We start from the raw sequence: 18272 nt of genomic DNA, 5'->3' as shown, positions 1-18272 counted from the left end.
ACAAGTTTGAGATAATCTCTCTACTGTGCCGTGGGCAGGTTGACATAAAATGTAGTGCCTTTCCCTGTTTTTGACCGCACCTCTATAAATCCTCTTTCCTTCATGACAATCTCCCGTGCCAGGTACAGACCGATTCCCACACCGTCCTGGTCTGCCACTTCCGGCTCCCGGTAAAAACGCTTAAATATCTCAGTCAGCCGCTCTTCCCTGATTCCTTTTCCATTGTCCCTTATGCTAATGCGGACAAAAAAATCGGTTATCTGGGCCTGAATCTGTATTTTTCCCCCTTGTCCGGTGTACTTTACCGCATTGTCCAAAATATTAAAGACTGCTTCCAGGGTCCACTTCTTATCAAATACTGCCCTCAGATTTTCGTCACATTCCATCTCTATTTCAATCTGCTTAGCCTCCGCCTTCAGGGCAATGTCACAGACTGCCTGTTCCAGCAGCACACGGATGGGATTTTCTTTTGGCTGGACTTCCACAATACCCGTCTCCAGCCTGGACATCTTGATCATACTCTTCATGAGAAATTCCAGCTTATCTGTCTGCCTCTGGGCAGCATCCAAAAACTGTTCCTTTTTCTCCTCATCCAGGTTCTTTTTCTGTAATAGGCTGTGATACATCCTCACATTTGCAATGGGTGTTTTCACCTGATGGGAAATATCTGCGACTATGGTTTCAAGCTGCTGGCGCTGTATTTTATTTTCCTGGGACTGCCGGTTCAGTATCTCATACAGGCGGTGCAGTTTCGACTGCAGCTTGCCTGTCAGGGTGTCCTTCTCCTCCTGAAACACAAGATCCGTTCGGCCTGCAATCATGGCATCCAGACAATCGCTCATCTGGCGTGTGTATTCAACAAGCCTTTTTCTCACTTTGATCACTATAATAATGGAAAGGAAAAGGCAGACGAGGGAAAAGAGCAAGATTAATTTTTCCATTCTGTTTTCTTCCCCATCCACTGATATCCCATACCGTACAGGGTCTTAATATATGGGTGTTCTCCAGATTCAATCTTCTTGCGGAGTCTGTTGATATTCACAGCCACGGCATGTTCATCCACAAAGTTCCCGGTACTGTCCCATACTTTTTCCAAAAGAAGGGTCTTTGTCATTACCCTCTCTGCATTGGCAATGAGAAGACGCAGGATTTTAAACTCTGTGGGCGTCATAGCCAAGGGCTCCCCGCCCAGGGATGCCGTCATGGTATCAAAGTCAATCTTTAAATGCCCGTCATCATATTGGATGCGCTCTCCCCCGTCTGCTGAGGCCTTCCGCAGGGCGGCCTTGATCCTTCTGTGTAATATGGGCATTTTAAAGGGCTTTGTGATATAGTCGTCCGCACCACAGTCAAATCCCTGCATTTCATCCCGCTCCATGTCTCTGGCTGTAAGGAAAATGACGGGGATGTCGCTCTCTGACTTTACTGACCTGCAAAAGTCAAACCCATCACCATCCGGCAGATTTCCGTCCAGCAGGATCAGATCCACTTCGTTTTCACTGAGTATGGACATTCCATCCCCAAGTGTCAGGGCGGAAAACACTTTGTAGTTTTCTGATTCCAGGTCGTATGTAAGCCCTGTATTTAAATCTTTGTCATCTTCTATGAGTAATATTCTATTCATTGTTTGCTGCGCTTTCTATATAGGATTTTATGAAATATAGTATATCATTATATTTTCCTAAATCCTATCCCTGAACCGCAGAAAAGAAAATATATCAACCGCTTAAACGCTCCGCTACTCTTCAAAGGATAAGTTCTTGGGATGATCCGGAAATACTGCATCCACATTAAAATCGGTAGTTGGTGTATTGTGGTCCACTTCCTCAAAACTGGCGTTATCCAGCCACACCTGCCCCTCACCGTACAATAATATTCCAATGTTAAGGATCGCCGCGTTCTCAGGCACATCCAGCACACAGGAATAGTGGTTCCATCGGGTTGTTCCGGTGATCGGACGGTCCTGCATATTATCCAGTTTCAGTGTCTCACTGAAAGCTGTGTCGATCCGCATCCATAATCCGCACCACCCTGTAACATCCTGTGTTTTTACAAACCCGGAAAAACGCACTCTTTTTCCTAAAAACTCAGATGCGCTGAACTGCTGCATGATCGTGCCAAATTCGCTCGCTTCCCATTCCCGGGCAGTGGACTTTATTGTGGCCGATCTGGTTCCCGTATTGTAAACCTTGTCATCCATGCCCATCCGGTATTTATCCAGGGCCGTGCCTGTTACGATCCAATTTTTGATTTCTGTGCTATTCCCCATATTACCTCCTTCCATGACTAAATCCTTAATTGCTGACCGATATCTGCCCGGCGGAAGATGATAGACACGCTTAAAGGCTCTCGTGAAAGCTTCCTGGGATTCAAAACAGAAAGCCACTGCAATATCAAGGATAGAAATCCCCGTAGTTCGCAGAAGGACCGCTGCACCTGCCAATCTGCGCTTTCTGATGTAATCATAAACAGGCATTCCTGTTTCGCTTTGAAAGACCCTGTGAAAATAAAACTTAGAAAAACCCGCTGCAGCTGCAATCTCGTCCAGAGAAAGTTCTTCGCACAAATTCTTTTCGATATAGTTTAACGCATCCTGGATTTCCTTCTTATGTGTCAACCGCTTCACCTCCCGGTAAAAACAATTATAGCACAAAGCAATCCCACAATTTTGATCATTCTTGCCCTCTTGACACCGGATGATTTTCACTTCCCTGTCAAAACCTTATCTTCATCCTACCAGTATGTCTTCCACTGTTTTATCTTCCTGGTCAATGCCTCCAGATAAAAATAGTCCCCCCACAGATTGCATTCATCAACACCCCGGTCCGCCACGCTGTTGAAGGGGCTGCTCTTTGCGTAAACACCGTGGAGGATCAGCCCGTTTGCATCCTTGACCGACAGGACTGCGTAATTGCCGATCAGGCTCTCCAGCATCTCCTCTGCCTTATTTCCATAGAAGGACTTTTCTTCCCCCTTCAGTCCCCCATTTTCACACATTTCCATTATCCCGCAGGCTGCAGCGGCGGCGGCGGAGGAATCTCTCGGCTCACTGCTGCCCTGCCAAAAGCTCAGGTCCCAATAGGGAACCATATCATCGGGCAGATGTTCAAGATAGAAATCTGTCACCTTCCTAAATAATTCCCTGCACACCTCTTCCCCGGTATACCGGTAAGCCAGCGCTGTACCATATATTCCCCATGCCTGTCCCCTGGCCCAGGCGGAATCGTCCCTGTATCCCTGTGCGGTGACACCGCGCACAGGCTCCCCGGTCTCAGGACAAAAGAAAAAGGTGTGGTAAGTAGAATAATCCGGTCTCACAAGATTCCTGATGCTGGTCCTTGTATGCCGGATGGCAATATCTCTGTACGTCTCTTTCCCCGTCACCTCCGAAGCCCAGTACAATAAAGGCAGATTGAGCAGACAATCTATGATCAGACGGTAGTTATCCTCAGCACCCAGTTCTCCCCAAGCCTGGATAAACTCCCCTTTCTCCTGAAAACGGCTGATGAGCTGGTCTGCGGCCAGGATCGCTGCCTCCTTTGCCCTCTCATTTCCCGTAAGCTGATAGGCTGCCACACAGGAAGGGGTGTACAAAAATCCCATGTCATGGTGTTCCACATCTGTCTTCATTTTTATCCTGTCATAAAAACTATTGACCTGTATCTCCGCTGACCTCCTAAAGCTCTCATCCCCTGTCAGTTCATAGGCGAGCCAGTAAGTCCCTGTGCAGAAACCTGTGGTCCATTCTACATTCTCTGTGATCGGATAAAAAAGTTTCTCACTGTTTGAACCGGGAAATTTGTATGTATACTCCTTCAGATTCTCTTTCAATATATCCACTGCCCTCATGGCTGCATTCTGTAATTTTTCCTGCCTCATATATCCTCCTTCTGGTCATCCCTTCATAAAACTGCCGCAGAACCGTTCACCTCTGCAGGGCACGGTTCCGGTTGCACAGCCGGAGACCGCATCCCACCAAAATGAACTATTCTGCGGCAGCATCCTCATCTATTCATTTGTATCCACTGCCTTTGCAGTTTTCTATTTTGTTACTTTCACATAATTGTCATATGCTTTCTGCTGGATCTCAATTGCTTTTTCAATATCCCTATCCTTCAGTTCCTGAATAAACGCATCATATTCATCATCTATATTACTGGAACCTAAGATCCAGCTCTGAAGCTTCTCATATACAATGGGCTGGATCCCGGACATGATGCTCTTATATTCATCCATACCGTCTGTGCTCAGCTTCAGTTCCGGCAGTTTCGGTGCGCTGAACCACTCATCATGTGCATCGTACAGTTCATTTGCTGCCTTTCCTGCGTCATTCATCGTAGCATACTCATAGTCTGCCGCCTGGATATATCCCGCACGGTACTGGGAACCCAGGGAACGCAGATACTCTACCGGTGCCAGCCCGGAGTTAAATACTTCCTCTGTAAAGGCCTTCTCCCCGTTCTCGTTTACCGTGTAGGTCTTGCCCTCGATTCCCCAGTTCATCAGGTCTGAGCCTTCTTCCGTGAACATAAAATCCATGAATTTGATGGCTCCCTCCGGGTCCTTGCACTGGGAGGAGATGCCCCATCCGCACTCTGCATAGCGGTAGTCACGTTCCTTCACATTTCCGTTCTGGTCCTTTAAAGGTGCGATGGCCACCATATTGAATCCCGGGATATCCGCGCCCAGAGAATCATTATAATTGCCTGTGCTGACCCAGTCATGGGTGAAGCCCCCTGTATTGTTGCTGAGCAGTGTATCCCTTGCTGACATACCTCTCGTAAAGATCTCCGGATCTATGAGGCCCTCTTTATACCACTGGGCCAGGTTCTTCACTGCTGTTTTATAATTGTCTGTCAGAGGTTCGTAAGTGATCTTGCCGTCACGGGGATAGAAGGAGGCATTGGAATCCCACAAGGCCAGGTACTCCCCCATCTCTGTCTCAGCGGTAGCGGAACGGTCAAACAGAGGGATCTCATCTGCCTGTCCATTGCCGTTGGGATCCTCATTCCTGAATGCGGTAAGTACATCATGGAGTTCGTCCACTGTTGCAGGAACCTCCAGCCCCAGCTTATCCAGCCAGTCCTGACGGATCCAGTAGAACTGAGAGGACTTCAGCTCTTTTCCCAGAGGGATATTGTAGATATTGCCGTCCTCTGCAGTTGCCTGGTATTTCAGATTCGGGTCATTATCCAGCGCTTTTTTGATATTCGGCGCATGTTCCTCGATCAGGTCGTTCAAGGGAATCACACCGCCGTCTTTGCCCAGTTTCTCAATATCTGTTGTCAGGTCACACGCGATGATATCTGCCAGCTGCCCGGAGGCCACCATATTCTGGAACGCTGTGGCATAGTCAGAGTTGGAGGAGGCAACCACGCCCTTTAACTTCACGCCTGTCTTTTTCTCCACCTCTTTCCACACTTCCCAGTCTGAATTAAAAGGTGTACCGGAGAGGAACATGAAGGCTGAGAATTCTTTACTTCCATCCTCTTTTGAAGCGGCCGCCTTCCCGGTCTCCTCTTTTCCGCATCCTGTTGTCCCAAATGCCAGGGATACGCCCAGAACTGCTGTCAGTAATAATGCTGTTATTTGTTTTCTTTTCATATCTTATAATCCTCCGTTTATGATCAGCCTTTGACACCGCCCACGGTGAGGCCTGATTTAAAATATTTTTGAATGAAAGGGAATACTATGATCATGGGCACAATCGCCAGTATGATCAATGCATATACCTGAGTCGTTGGTGACGTCAGGGATGCTTTTGTCACGATCGCAGCGTCAGACGGATTGGATACCCGCTCCACGATCAGTTTTTTTAGGAATACCTGCAGAGGTATCTTGCTGTCATCTTTTAAAAGCTGCATAGCCCAGAAGTATCCGTTCCATCTGCTGATTCCGTAAAATAATCCCACGGTGGCAAGTGCCGGTTTTGACAGCGGCAGATATATGTTCCAGAATACCCTGAAATGCCCCGCGCCGTCAATAAATGCCGCCTCCTCCAAAGCCTCCGGGACCTGCTCAAAAAAGCTCTTCATGATGATCAGGTTATAGGTCTCAATGGCAAATCCGAAGATAATGGCTGTCCTGGTATTCAGCAGTCCCAGATTGCTGAAGTTCATATAAGTAGGAATGATCCCTGCACTGAACCACATGGTAAAAACCGTGAACAAGGTCAGTATCTTTCTTCCGATCAGATACTTTCTGGACAGAGCGTACGCCATGGTGGTGGTAAAGAACATATTTGCCATCAGTCCGAAGACGGTGTAAAAGACCGCATTTCCGTAGGAGGTCCACAGCCCGTCCCTCTTAAATACTGCCTCATAGCTGGCTGTGGTGAACTCCTTGATCTTCAGCAGCACATTCCCGTTTTCTACAAAAAAGGGGTTGCTGAAAGAAGAAATGAGTACATAATATATGGGATAAAGGGCAATAAAGGTGATCAGAACACCGAGAATGACCATCACAGCGTTGAATATCTTCTCTCCCAGCCCGATAACCTGCCCCTGTTTTATTTTATTTCCTGCCATCTTACTTCCCCCTTACCATAATGCGTTGTCGGAAATCTTCTTGCTGAATCGGTTTGCAAGAATGACCATGACGAATGCCACCACAGATTCAAACAGCCCTGCGGCTACAGACAGCCCGTAGTTTCCGTTTTCAAATGCCAGGCGGTAAGAATAGGTAGAGATAACATCCGCTGCCGAATAAGTTGCCGGCTGGTACAGAAGCAGGATTGCCTCATATCCCACCTTGATGATGCCTCCCAGCTTCAGGATCAGCATGGTCACTATGGTGGGTACAATGGCCGGAATGGTCACATGGGTGATTTTCTTCATTTTCCCGGCCCCGTCCACAGTGGCCGCCTCATAAAGCTGCGGGTCAATCCCCATGATGGCCGCTATGTACACAAGCGCATCGAATCCCGCATTCTGCCACAGGGTCATCAATGTGTATATCCCTTTAAAGTATTCCGGCTTTGTCATAAAGTAAACCGGATCCACCCCGATTTTCTGCAGCACCAGATTGATGACACCCGTACTGGGCGACAGGAAGTTGATCACTATACCACAGACTACCACCACAGATATAAAGTGTGTCAGCAGGGTGGACATCTGGGTCATCCTGCTTATAAATTTGTTTCTCATCTCCGTCACGCAGACAGCCAGCGCGATGGGCAGCGGAAAGCAGATCAGTAACTGCCAGAAGGAAATCATGAGAGTATTTTTCAGTACCCTTGGAAAGTCCTTCCCCCTAAAAAATTCAATGAAGTTCTGCAGTCCCACAAAGGTACTCCCCTTGATTCCCTGGAATACATTGTAATCATAAAATGCAATCTTCAGCTCCGTCATAGGCCGGTATGCAAACAGAAGATACCAGATAATGCCGGGAAGCAGCAAAAGATATAATTCTTTGCCGGAAACCATTTTCTTTATGACATCAGAAAAATTTCTTTTCTTCTGTGTTTTTATTTGTTGTTTTGCCAATGTCCTCTTCTCTCTCCTTTCTTCCATATCGAAGCGCTTCGAGTCGATAGACCAACCTTAACGGATAATCTTTTAAAAGTAAATCATCAAATTTTCCGGCCTCTTTTACGCCTGTTTTTTGGAATACACAGTTTTCTTCCAATCCCTGTTTTTCAATCATCCCTCCGTTTTTGCCATATCACCATTTTTCAAAACATCACCATTTTATCCGAACCCTCATAAAATCAGGCGCTTTCACTTGAATAATCACCAAAATGCAATTATAATCTATACCTTGAGAGGCACAGCTTCTTTGCCTGAGGCATACATGATCCACAACAATCCCCATGAAAAGGAGGTCCCGCAAATGCTGAAACAGCCTTCCGGTATATACCACCAAAAATTAAAATTTGTATTCATGCTCTTAGCCGCCGTGGTAACCCTGGTCCTTGCATCTGTCTCCGGAATTTTCCTGTCGCAGCATTGGGAGGAGAGTTACATCAGCTCCATCACTTTATCCAGGACCATTCTGGAGGAGAAAAGTGCAGCCTCCCTGAAGGAGATTTCCAACACCATGACAGACATCGTGAACGACTCCCTCATAAAAGAATGGTCTGTCTCAGAGGGCACACAGGACTTTTATCTCCTGTCCTCCCAGGCACAGAAAGCACTGCTGAAATATGCCGGCGCTGTGGACACCCGATTTCAGGTGTATCTGATCCTCAACAACGGACAGATTGATTTTGATGACCGTACACACTCCGCCGTCCTGTCCCCGGAGGGTTCTTTCTCCATGTCCGAATTCCTGGAGAAAAAGGACTTGGCTGAGAAAGACATGACCGATATACAGGACTATTTTGATAAAAAGATGTTCCCCTACGTGATTCCCCACTATGATGAGAAGGGGGCACTGGACTCCCTCTATTATTTGATCAAAGGATATAAACAGCCCCGCACATGCATTTACATGGCAGATATCCCCATAAGCTCTCTTGTTGGCACCGCCACACCCAAAAATTACTGGATATCCAACACAGACGGGCTTTTCATCCCCAGTTCCCTGGATGAGGCGGATGTTTCCCTGTTTAAATCTCTGCAGAAAGAAATGGACCGAAACAGGGATGTGGTTAAAAAGTCAGGTTACTATGTGGCAAATACCCGCCTTTTGTCCATGAACTGGGATATTTCGTACCTCTATGACCGGTACAGCCTGAACGCGGCAAATATCTTCCTGTATCTGCTCTGCGTCCTTATTATTTTTGTGCTTCTCTGCGCTGTATTTTACTATGTGGCAAATCTTCTGTACCGGCCCCTTTATCAGGTCCTGCAGCCCCACATCAAGGAGGAGGCACAGCGCTATGATGAATTTGAGATCCTGAATGACAACCTGGCAAAGATGCAGAGCCTGAACCATAGCCTGCTGGCAACCAAGAAGACCACAAACGCCTTACTTGCACAGCAGTATTATCAGAATCTGCTCACAGATCCCAATGGTTATCTGGCGCCTAAGGAGAAACCCTATTTTCCTGACAGCAGCCGTTTCTGCGTGGGGCTTATCTGCTTTTCCCCCGACGCCTCCCATGCCCCGGATGACAGCAGCTTCTGCCAGCTTGAATTATACAAAAACCTTATTTTCCAAAGCTGTGTAAAGAGAAAGGATGTGGTGTTCGTAAAGCTCTCCATGTACCGGTGCGCGCTTATCCTCATGTCAGACAGCCTGGACCGTGCCAAACCCCTGGCTGCCCAGGTAATGTCCGTTTACCCGGATGCGGAGGAGGAAGGGAAATACTGGGAGGAGCAGATCGTCCTCAGCTCCGTGAAGCAGGGCTTTGAAAACCTGCACCGCTGCTACCAGGAAACCCTGAAAATAGCGGAATATCTGCCCACACTTCCTCACGACAAGATCATCACACACGCACAGATCGCGGACCTGGATTCTGCCACCTACTCCTACCCTCTCTCTATGGAGAATAGACTGATCCAGGAAGTGACAGACGGACAGGAGCAGGCCCTTGGGCTGTTTGATGATCTGATTCGTGAGAATCTGGTGCATAAGCGTCTGTCCATGGAGGTTCTGCAGAACTTTGTCTATGCCCTCATAGGCACCGTGAACCGTGTCTTCCAGGAGATGAAGACCACCCCGGAGGAGTTTATCGGCCGTCCCATTGATTATGAGCACTGGTACACCCACTGGGCAGACTCCGTGACCATAACCGGCATCAAAACAGTCCTTTCGGAGATCATCAGGGAAAAGAACCGCCGCACCCAAACCCAGGATAAAGCTGTCCTCTCCCGTATGTTGGACTATATACACCAAAATTACCGGGACAATATCATGCTCAACGACCTGGCAGACCAGTTTAATATCTCGCCCAAATACTGCGGGATCCTCTTTAAGCAGCTCAGTGCCAACAACTTTAAGGACTACCTGAACAATTACCGCATCAACCAGGCAAAAGCCCTGCTGGAAAAAGACCCCACCCTCAAGACAAAAGACCTGAGCGCCATGACCGGATTCAACAGTTCCAATACCTTCATCCGGGTATTCAGCAAATACACGGGACTGACACCCCAGAAATATGCGGAATATGTGATGGAAAAAAAATAAACCGCTGTACAGCAGCCCCTATCTGTGGCTGCTGTACAGCGGTCCTTTTTATAAACGCAGTCTGCCTTCCATGCCCTCATAATTCACCTGCAGCACTCTGCCGGATCTTAAGGTGATCTCCACCGGACCTGTGCCCCCGCATTTCCCTGCATCGGCAAACCCAATCCGCTCAATGGGAAACAACTCTTCCTGCGTGAAGTCTCTCCCCTCCACGGTCAGGACAGCATAGATCATCATGTAAGGTCTGTACTCGTAGTATTCCTCTCTCCTGCACTTTCCGTACAGCAGGATACTCTTTTTTGAAACAGCATTGACACCCACTCTCTCTTTGCTCTCAATACTGTCAAAACCCCAATAACTAACAAAGGCCAAGCTCCTGTCCTGATTTTTCACGATCAGCGCCTCAGCATTTTCATCCCTTCTTCTCTCGGTCACTGTCTTTCCCTCCACGGGAAATCCATAGGCTCCCACGGTAAGGGTAAAAGGCTTTTCATGTATCCTCATCCGGTCTGCATGCAGGATGCCGTTTGCCAGGGGAATATCCGCCAGATTCATGGAAGCCAGCCCCTGGAAATTATACCGGAACCCAAAATACTCCTGGCGGTAAAGCACCCCGTCTTTTTCTCCTGCGTACAGCATGATATTGGGAATCTGCACCTGCTCCTCCCAGTCATATCTCAGGCTGTACTGCATGGCCTCCGCTCCCCGGTAGTCAAAGTCCTCCCATGGATAGCGGCTATGGAATGCCAGACGGATGTATGCTTTGATATAATCATCCTCAGGGTGAAAGACATTTTTTGCCGTACAGAACTCTGCGGCCCCGTTAGCCCCCTGATGGAACGCCGCGATTCCGGGGCCGTCCATGATATAGGAAGCATAGGAATCTTCCGAAAGGGTTTCCCAGTCCCCATTACTCTCCGTCTCCGTCCAGAAGGGATGCCCATCCGGAAGATTCAGGCAGAGAAAGGGATTTGCCATCCAAAATGGACTTTCCGCACAACTGTAATCCTGGAGCATAGGCGGGAATTGCCCATAAAACCCCAGAACAGGCACGCCATTTTCAAATACCTTTTCATTTTCAATGAACTGGAGCAGCGCACCGGAGTTGATCCGCCTTGCCAAACCCGGCGCGATCCGGTGTTCCCTCAAGAAAAAGACGGAGGCAAACGGGGCGGATGCCGCATTGCGGTAGATTCCGCTCCTCCCCCACATAGTCACATGGGCATCCCTGTCAAACATCCCCTCGTATGTTTCCAGTAAGCTGTTTGAATAGGCCTCAAATCGCTCCGCTGTTTCCGGTTCCTTTTCATACCCATACCACACATTCCAGATGGCTGAATACACATGGAACGCCCAGGGGCTGTAGTAGTCAAACCGGTGCCCGTCTCTGTACCACCCGTCTCCGGCATAGTAGGAAAGTATGACCTGTGCGTGGTCCCTCATCTTATTTTCATCTATCTCATACCCCTGGTTCCAAAGGAAACCCAGGATCAGCATATTGAACAGGCGCCAGTTGTGGGGAACCGTCCTGGCATTTCCAAATTCCAGCAGATACCCTGCTATCCTGTCCCTTTCCTGCCGGGTATAGGTATCCCATATGACCTCTTTGCACTGCCACAGCCCAATGGCCAGGGACGCGCACTCACAGGTGTGCTGGAAACAGTGTTCCTTTTCACCTGACATTGCCTCCAGTTCCCTGTAAGAAAGCATATAATCCCCGGTTCCCTTTGTCACTGCGCGAAGGATATGTTCCCTGTAATATTCCTTAACGGAATACCCTGCTGTAACCGCATCCGGCCTGTTGTGAAGAAGGGGGGCAGCTATCAGAAAGCTCCGGGCCAGCCCTTCAAATCCCGCCGCATACTTTTTCCACTCCGGGCTTCCCTCATTGGGATAACTGACTGTAAACTCCGTCCTCGGACAGTACACAGGCGTATCAAAATCCGTAATATTTGAAAATATCCCATCCAGCAGAAACTGTGCGGCATCTGCCCAATGCCTTTTCGTCATTCCTGTGTAGGGACTTTTCTCATGATCTGGTGTATTGATCTCAAATCTCACGTTGTCCTCCTTGCCAAACCGGGGCCGCGGTCTGCTGCCCCGGTTCCTATATTGTCTACTCTAAGATAATAACACCAAACCAATTTTAATTTATTTTATTTCTTATACAAAATATTGCAAATTACACACGGAGCCATGCCCCGGGCGTCAAACCTCCTTTTCCGCCAGAGAAAACATCAGCTCTATTTCCAGAAAATTTCCATGGATCTCAGCTTTTACAGCACCACTCATCCTCCGCATCAGCTCACTGACTATAGCCAGTCCCAGACCGGAAGATCCCTTTTTTCTGGAACTGTCCGCCTTGTAGAACCGTTCAAACATCTGGTCCGGGTCAATGGCGGAAGGGTTCTCCACAGGATTTGAGAAGGTGATCCTGTCCCCTTTCTGGACAACACAAAGTCCCCCTGCGCCATGCAGGAGGGCATTATTGATCAGATTGCGGAATATCCGTCCCAGGCTTTCCGGTGAAGCCAAAACAAGGAGCGATTCATCCTCGAATTGGATCTCCGGCTCCGCCCCCTGCTCATCAAACACATGATACAGACCTACCATAGCGTCACACAGCACCGGAAATACCGGGGTTGGACTGCACTCTAAGACAAAATCCTCATTTGTGAGCTTTGTGTAGAGAAATAATTCTTCCAGCATCTCTTTCAGCTCATCAAGACGGCTTTGGACAATGGAGATATACCGCTTCTGGGTATCCATGTCCCGGCACTCCTCCAGCATCTGCAGATACCCCGCAGCGCTGGTAAGGGGCGTACGGATATCATGCGCAAGGTTGGATATGGTCTTCTTTAACTGTTTCTGAGATCTTTCATACTGAAAACGGCTGGCACGGAAGGTCTCAAGGAGAGTCTCAAGCTTCTGATAAAGTGCCATAAATTCCTTAGACCGGACTGAGGCAGACAGCTCGATCCGGCTTCCGTCCTCAATAATGTCCAGCTGTCTCGTAAGCCGCACGATCTCCCGGCGGTAATGCAGCAATGTCAGAAGCATTATAGTAAGCAATATGATAAGCACCACGATCAGCAGAAGCATAAAACCCTCCTATCAGGAATCAGACATCCTTTTTTGTTAAAATCACTTTTCCGGCTGCAGCATAGATAACACAGAAGACCGCTCCGACAATAACCGGACGGAGGGCAGATAACCCATCGTATCCCAGCGGACATTCTGCAAGATTCATATACAGCGTATAGTTCATGATCTCCCCCGCACCGAAAAGGTTCAGAAGAGAGCTTACCAGCAGCACGATCAGCCCGCTGCACAGAATAAAGGCCCCGGCCACTCCGGCCGCCTTACTCCTGGTGATCATGCAGATCATCAGGATAAGCGCACTGAATCCATTCGAGACCATCCAGATACAAAAAACATAAAACAGCATATCTACTGCCTTGTTATAGAAAAAGAACCCACCCAGTACAGCGTTAAGCCCAAGTGCAGTCAGAAATGTCACTGTGATAAAGAACAGGTTCACAAGGAAAAGGCAGGCACTTTTGCTCAATATATAATCCCATTTATTCTCATGTACAGACAGGATATTCTTAATAAATCCACTGTCAAAATCCGTACAGATGAACAGTGCAGCCAACGTCCCTGATATAACCGGCAGCAATCCGCCGCTGACATTGGTCTGGTGAAACAGTTCCACAAGGGATGTGGAATTCAAAGACTCTTTGATATTTCCCGATGTGGCCGTGATGGTCATCCCATGTTTTATAAGAAATTCCCGCATCCCCGGGTCCTGGATCAAATACATAAGTGTGTAGGTAAACACCGTTGTAAATACCAGGATTCCAAGACACACATAAGCCGCCTTCCCGCGGAACATCCTTCTGAGATCCATTCTAAGTAAATTAAGCATTTTTCGCACCCCCGTCCATAAGTTCCAGAAAATATTGTTCCAGGTCTATCTGATGAAGCCCGCAGGAAAACACTGTGACCCCGTTCTGCACAAGAAGTGTAGTTACTTTACCGCTGTCCAGATAATCATAGATATGGATCCTCCCCTGCGCAAACACCTCATAGGATGCATCCGGAATGTTCTCTGCCAGCACTGCTGCCGCACGCTCTGCATGTTCTACCTCAACAAGAAGGTAATCACGGCACTGCTCTTCCAGATCCTCTTTGGTCATCTGACGAATGAGCTGCCCGTCCTTGATGATCCCGTATTGGGTGGCTATTTTGCTCAGTTCCCCCAGGATATGGGAGCTGATGAGGATGGTCTTTCCTTCTTCCTTATTTAGTTTCAGCAGGCATTCCCTTATTTCCCGGATGCCCTCCGGGTCCAGACCGTTGATCGGCTCATCCAGGATCAAAAGGTCCGGATTGCCAAGAAGGGCCATTGCGATCCCCAGTCGCTGTTTCATGCCCATGGAGAACTGTTTCACCTTTTTATTTCCCGTATCCGCCATATTTATGAGCTTCAGGAAACGGTCCACGCTGTCCATATGCACCAATCCCAGGCATTGGGCCTTCAGTATCATATTCTCCCTGGCTGTGCAGTTCGGATAAAGGCCCGCATTCTCTATGAGCATTCCCACACGGCGTCTGGCAGTCTGGTCAGATACCGGAGAGCCGAATAATGAGATTTCTCCCTCCGTGGGATGTGCCAGGCCGCAGAGCATTTTCAGCGTTGTGGATTTTCCCGCGCCGTTTCGGCCGATAAATCCATAGATCTCCCCCTTCTTAACATACATATCAATATGGTCCACAGCCGGCTTCTGCCCGTAAAATTTTGTTAAACCGTGGGTTCTCACCGCATAATCTGTATTCATTTTGTCTCCTCTCTTTTTTCCCTGCTGTTTTTCTTGCTAAAGCAGTTCCTCTTTACAAATTCAAGTATAAAGGCATAGATTGTAAAAAGCGAAAAGGAAAGGTTAAGAAAGTTTAAAGCCCATTCCCCAGACAGTCTGTATATAGGAATCCGTCCCGCTTGGTTTCAGCTTGGAGCGGATATTGCTGATATGGACATTGATGGTCTTGTCCTCCACAAAATACGCTTCCTCCCAGGCGTATTCATATATAAGCTGTTTCGTAAATACCTTCTTCGGATGCTTCATCAATAGTTCAAGTATGCGGAATTCATGCAGTGTCAGTTCCACAGGCTGACCGGCTGCCGTCATTTCCCGGGTCTCCGGGTCAAGGATCCAGTCTTTATAGTGCAGTTCTGTCTGGGCATCCGGCAGTTTTGAAGCCGGCAGGGAACGGAGCTGTACCTGGACCCGCACAAGCAGTTCTTTTAGATCAAAGGGCTTGCAGATATAGTCATTAGCCCCAGCGGTGAGAAGCTCCACCTTGCTGTCCAGCTCATTTTTCGCGGAAAGGACAATGACCGGGACTTTTCCCGCAAACATCCTGATCAGCTCCTCCCCTGTCATACCCGGGAGCATAAGGTCCAGAAGGATCAGATCAAACTCCTCCATGGAGAATCTGAGAGAACCTTCGCTCCCTGAAAATGCCTGTGTACACGCATATCCATTGCCGCTCAGATATTCTGAGACCATATTATTTATATTTGTATCATCCTCAATGATCAGTATTTTTGCCATGAAACACTCTCCTCCTCTTTCCTCCGGTATTTTCCGGGCGGTATACCGTATTTCTGTTTGAAACAGTATCCAAGATAATCCGCCGAAGAAAACCCGGTCCGCTCTGCTATCTCCTCCAGGGAATTTTCCTTTTCCTCAAGCATTCGGCATACAAGTTCCAGTTTATTTTCCATCTGCATCTGCCGGAAGGTCATGCCGTAATGGCTCTTCATCAGGCGCTGTACCTGGCGCACACTCAGCCCCAGCTCCTTTGCCAGCTCCCGGATCGTGATATGCACCGGGTCATCCAGAAAAATCCGCTCTATCTGCAGGTACTTTGCTTCATCCGAACAGGGAACATAGGTATCACCGGTATCCATGGTCCCTGTCTGATACAGCCTTCCCAGAGAAATGAACAGCTCACCGGCCAAAAAGGGCACCAGTGTCCGGTAACCCGGCAGTTTCTCCTGTATCTCGCAGATGATCCGCTTAAACGGCTCCCAAACCTCCCGCGGCCCCTCACCGATCCAGAACCGCTGGCTGAGGAGCTGTTCCAGCCATGGCTCCCTCTTTTTATGGCTTTTACGGTTCTCCCCGCCCCCGCAGACCAGGGGAACCGTATAATACATTACGATCTCCCTCATAGGTTCCTCGGATATTGTGATCTGTTCATGGGCAATACCCGGTCCTGTCAGATAAAAAGTCCCTTGTTTCAGCGTATATTCATCTCTGCGAAGGCGCAGCACGCCCTGTCCTGCTTCTATATAATGGATCTCATAACTGGCAATACTGTGGGAATGCATTTTGATATGTCCGGTGTTTCCTCTTCCGACGGACACTATATGGAATTGGATGCCCTCTAGGCTGAGTTTATAATTTACATCCGCCATTGTTGTTCTCCTTTTGGGATATCTCCCGAAGTCGTTACGTTTCCTATATTATACCGAATTAACGGAGATATGGAAACTATTTCTCTGTTTCCGGGACAGTTATTCTGGAAATAACGACATTTCCCTATGGAACTTGACGCTGCTCTGTCTTCTTATTTGTTTATCACTGTTTTACAATAAAGACAAACAGCCGTGCACGCGGCAGCCGTAAAATATGGCCATCTAAAGGAGAATTGCCTATGTACAGTAAAAAAGCTTATTTACAGCAGATTGAAGATGTGATTGCCAAAGGACCTTACCGGGACAACTGGGATTCTCTGTCACAGCACCGGACTCCCAAATGGTTCAGGGATGCCAAATTCGGTATTTTTATCCATTGGGGTGTGTACAGTGTTCCCGCCTTTGGAAATGAATGGTATTCCAGAAATATGTATATTCAGGGAAGCCCTGAATTCCGCCATCACCAGCAAGTATACGGCAGCCAGAAAGAGTTTGGCTACAAAGATTTTATCCCCCTGTTCAAAGCCGAACATTTTGACGCCGCCGCATGGACTGACCTGTTTCGGAAAGCAGGAGCCAGATATGTTGTGCCTGTGGCAGAACATCATGACGGCTTTCAGATGTACCGCAGCGACATTTCCCATTGGAACGCTTACGAAATGGGGCCGAAACGCGATGTACTAGGGGAACTGACGGAGGAGATGGGGAAAAGAGGACTTGTAAACGGCGCTTCTACCCACCGCATAGAGCATTGGTTCTTTATGGGACACGGGAAGGATTTTGAGAGCGATATCACAGATGCGGAAAAAGAAGGGGACTTTTACTGGCCCGCCATGCCGGAGGGTGACCACCAGGACCTGTTCAGTGAACCGGTTCCCACAAAAGACTTCCTGGAGGACTGGATGATCCGGACTTGTGAACTGATTGACCGCTATCAGATAAAAGAGCTGTATTTTGACTGGTGGATCCAGCACAGCAGCGCCAAACCTTATCTCCAAAAAATAGCGGCTTATTACTACAACCGGGCAGTGGAATGGAATGAGGAAGTCCTCATTGCCTACAAGCATGATGCCTTTATGTTCGGCACCGCCCTTGTAGATATCGAACGGGGACAATTTGCAAATGTCCAGCCGTTTTACTGGCAGACCGACACGGCTATTGCGAAAAATTCCTGGTGTTATACAGAAAACAATGATTTTAAAAAGGCAAAGGATATTATCTGTGACCTGGCAGATGTGGTCAGCAAAAACGGAAACCTCCTTTTGAATGTGGGGCCAAAAGCGGACGGGACCATATCAGCCGAAGATACCGCTGTCCTTCTTGAGATCGGGGAATGGCTGGAGGCCAACGGGGAAGCGATCTATGGCTCCCATGTCTGGCGCACCGCGGCGGAAGGTCCTACTATAGTGGAGGAAGGGCAGTTCACGGATGGGAAGGATAAGGTTTTTACAAAAGAGGATTTCCGCTTCACCGTAAATGGATCTCATCTGTATGCCATCTGTCTGAGCTATCCCCATGACGGGCACATAACCATAAGATCCTTGGCTGAACAGGATGCCTCCTGTCTTCCGAAGTTTCATGGTATCATCGATGCGGTGGATGTGCTGGGGTTTGAGGAGACTCCGGTGTGGAAACATACGGAAAACGGGCTGGAGATTGAGACCCGGAATGTCAGAACCGATAAACCGGTGGTGTTTAAGATCACAATGAGATAGCG

Annotated in this window: 16 protein-coding genes; 2 read left to right on the top strand and 14 right to left on the bottom strand. The window is 48.2% G+C overall.

Features of this window, described 5'->3' with window-relative positions; translation table 11 throughout:
* Window positions 1-20: 20 nt before the first annotated feature.
* From BLCOC_RS01235 to BLCOC_RS01200, 8 genes are all read right to left on the bottom strand, one after another.
* On the bottom strand, window positions 21-941 hold the full coding sequence (locus tag BLCOC_RS01235; protein ID WP_115624112.1) for a sensor histidine kinase: 921 nt from the start codon (window positions 939-941) through the stop codon (window positions 21-23).
* Window positions 929-1624, bottom strand: a complete 696-nt coding sequence (locus tag BLCOC_RS01230) for a response regulator transcription factor (RefSeq protein WP_115624111.1) — start codon at window positions 1622-1624, stop codon at window positions 929-931. Before BLCOC_RS01230 ends, BLCOC_RS01235 begins: the two co-directional genes overlap by 13 nt.
* A 114-nt stretch (window positions 1625-1738) precedes the next feature.
* Window positions 1739-2626, bottom strand: coding sequence for an AraC family transcriptional regulator (locus BLCOC_RS01225; RefSeq protein WP_321001278.1), 888 nt, complete (start codon window positions 2624-2626; stop codon window positions 1739-1741).
* 107 nt (window positions 2627-2733) lie between these two features.
* Window positions 2734-3879, bottom strand: coding sequence for a glycoside hydrolase family 88 protein (locus BLCOC_RS01220; RefSeq protein WP_115624109.1), 1146 nt, complete (start codon window positions 3877-3879; stop codon window positions 2734-2736).
* 162 nt (window positions 3880-4041) lie between these two features.
* Window positions 4042-5604 (bottom strand): extracellular solute-binding protein, encoded by a 1563-nt coding sequence (locus tag BLCOC_RS01215; RefSeq protein ID WP_115624108.1) that lies wholly within the window; start codon window positions 5602-5604, stop codon window positions 4042-4044.
* Window positions 5605-5627: 23 nt separating this feature from the next.
* Entirely contained in the window at window positions 5628-6527 is a 900-nt protein-coding gene (locus BLCOC_RS01210; RefSeq protein ID WP_115624107.1) for a carbohydrate ABC transporter permease, read from the bottom strand.
* Between the two features lie 12 nt (window positions 6528-6539).
* Window positions 6540-7484 (bottom strand): ABC transporter permease, encoded by a 945-nt coding sequence (locus BLCOC_RS01205; protein ID WP_242999018.1) that lies wholly within the window; start codon window positions 7482-7484, stop codon window positions 6540-6542.
* On the bottom strand, window positions 7438-7644 hold the full coding sequence (locus BLCOC_RS01200) for a hypothetical protein (RefSeq protein ID WP_147298906.1): 207 nt from the start codon (window positions 7642-7644) through the stop codon (window positions 7438-7440). Before BLCOC_RS01200 ends, BLCOC_RS01205 begins: the two co-directional genes overlap by 47 nt.
* Before the next feature lie 186 nt (window positions 7645-7830).
* Here BLCOC_RS01200 and BLCOC_RS01195 point away from each other — a divergent pair, with 186 nt between their 5' ends.
* The gene (locus tag BLCOC_RS01195; protein ID WP_115624105.1) at window positions 7831-10071 is read left to right on the top strand and encodes a helix-turn-helix transcriptional regulator; all 2241 of its coding nucleotides are present in this window, start codon (window positions 7831-7833) and stop codon (window positions 10069-10071) included.
* Window positions 10072-10119: 48 nt separating this feature from the next.
* On the opposite strand, the gene BLCOC_RS01190 is transcribed toward BLCOC_RS01195, so the two are convergent.
* The 6 genes from BLCOC_RS01190 to BLCOC_RS01165 form a co-directional block, all read right to left on the bottom strand.
* Window positions 10120-12132 carry a DUF2264 domain-containing protein gene (locus BLCOC_RS01190; RefSeq protein ID WP_115624104.1) on the bottom strand — a complete coding sequence of 671 codons (2013 nt, stop codon included), beginning with the start codon at window positions 12130-12132 and terminating at the stop codon, window positions 10120-10122.
* Between the two features lie 147 nt (window positions 12133-12279).
* Entirely contained in the window at window positions 12280-13173 is an 894-nt protein-coding gene (locus BLCOC_RS01185; protein WP_115624103.1) for a sensor histidine kinase, read from the bottom strand.
* Between the two features lie 19 nt (window positions 13174-13192).
* Window positions 13193-13999 (bottom strand): ABC-2 transporter permease, encoded by an 807-nt coding sequence (locus BLCOC_RS01180; protein WP_115624102.1) that lies wholly within the window; start codon window positions 13997-13999, stop codon window positions 13193-13195.
* A complete protein-coding gene (locus BLCOC_RS01175; RefSeq protein WP_115624101.1) occupies window positions 13992-14912 on the bottom strand; it encodes an ABC transporter ATP-binding protein in 921 nt (306 codons plus the stop codon). The genes BLCOC_RS01180 and BLCOC_RS01175 overlap by 8 nt, the downstream gene beginning before the upstream one ends.
* A 102-nt stretch (window positions 14913-15014) precedes the next feature.
* Complete coding sequence (locus tag BLCOC_RS01170; protein WP_115624100.1) at window positions 15015-15686, bottom strand: response regulator transcription factor; 672 nt, start codon at window positions 15684-15686, stop codon at window positions 15015-15017.
* A complete protein-coding gene (locus BLCOC_RS01165; protein ID WP_115624099.1) occupies window positions 15671-16555 on the bottom strand; it encodes an AraC family transcriptional regulator in 885 nt (294 codons plus the stop codon). The genes BLCOC_RS01170 and BLCOC_RS01165 overlap by 16 nt, the downstream gene beginning before the upstream one ends.
* A 239-nt stretch (window positions 16556-16794) precedes the next feature.
* On the opposite strand from BLCOC_RS01165, the gene BLCOC_RS01160 reads away from it, so the two are divergent.
* Window positions 16795-18270: an alpha-L-fucosidase gene (locus tag BLCOC_RS01160; protein ID WP_115624098.1), complete on the top strand. Its 1476-nt coding sequence runs from the start codon at window positions 16795-16797 to the stop codon at window positions 18268-18270.
* Window positions 18271-18272 lie beyond the last annotated feature (2 nt).

The sequence above is a fragment of the Blautia coccoides genome, assembly GCF_034355335.1.
Lineage (GTDB): Bacteria > Bacillota > Clostridia > Lachnospirales > Lachnospiraceae > Blautia > Blautia producta.
Note: the sequence above shows the minus strand (reverse complement) of the source record. Positions and strands in the feature narration are given on the sequence as shown.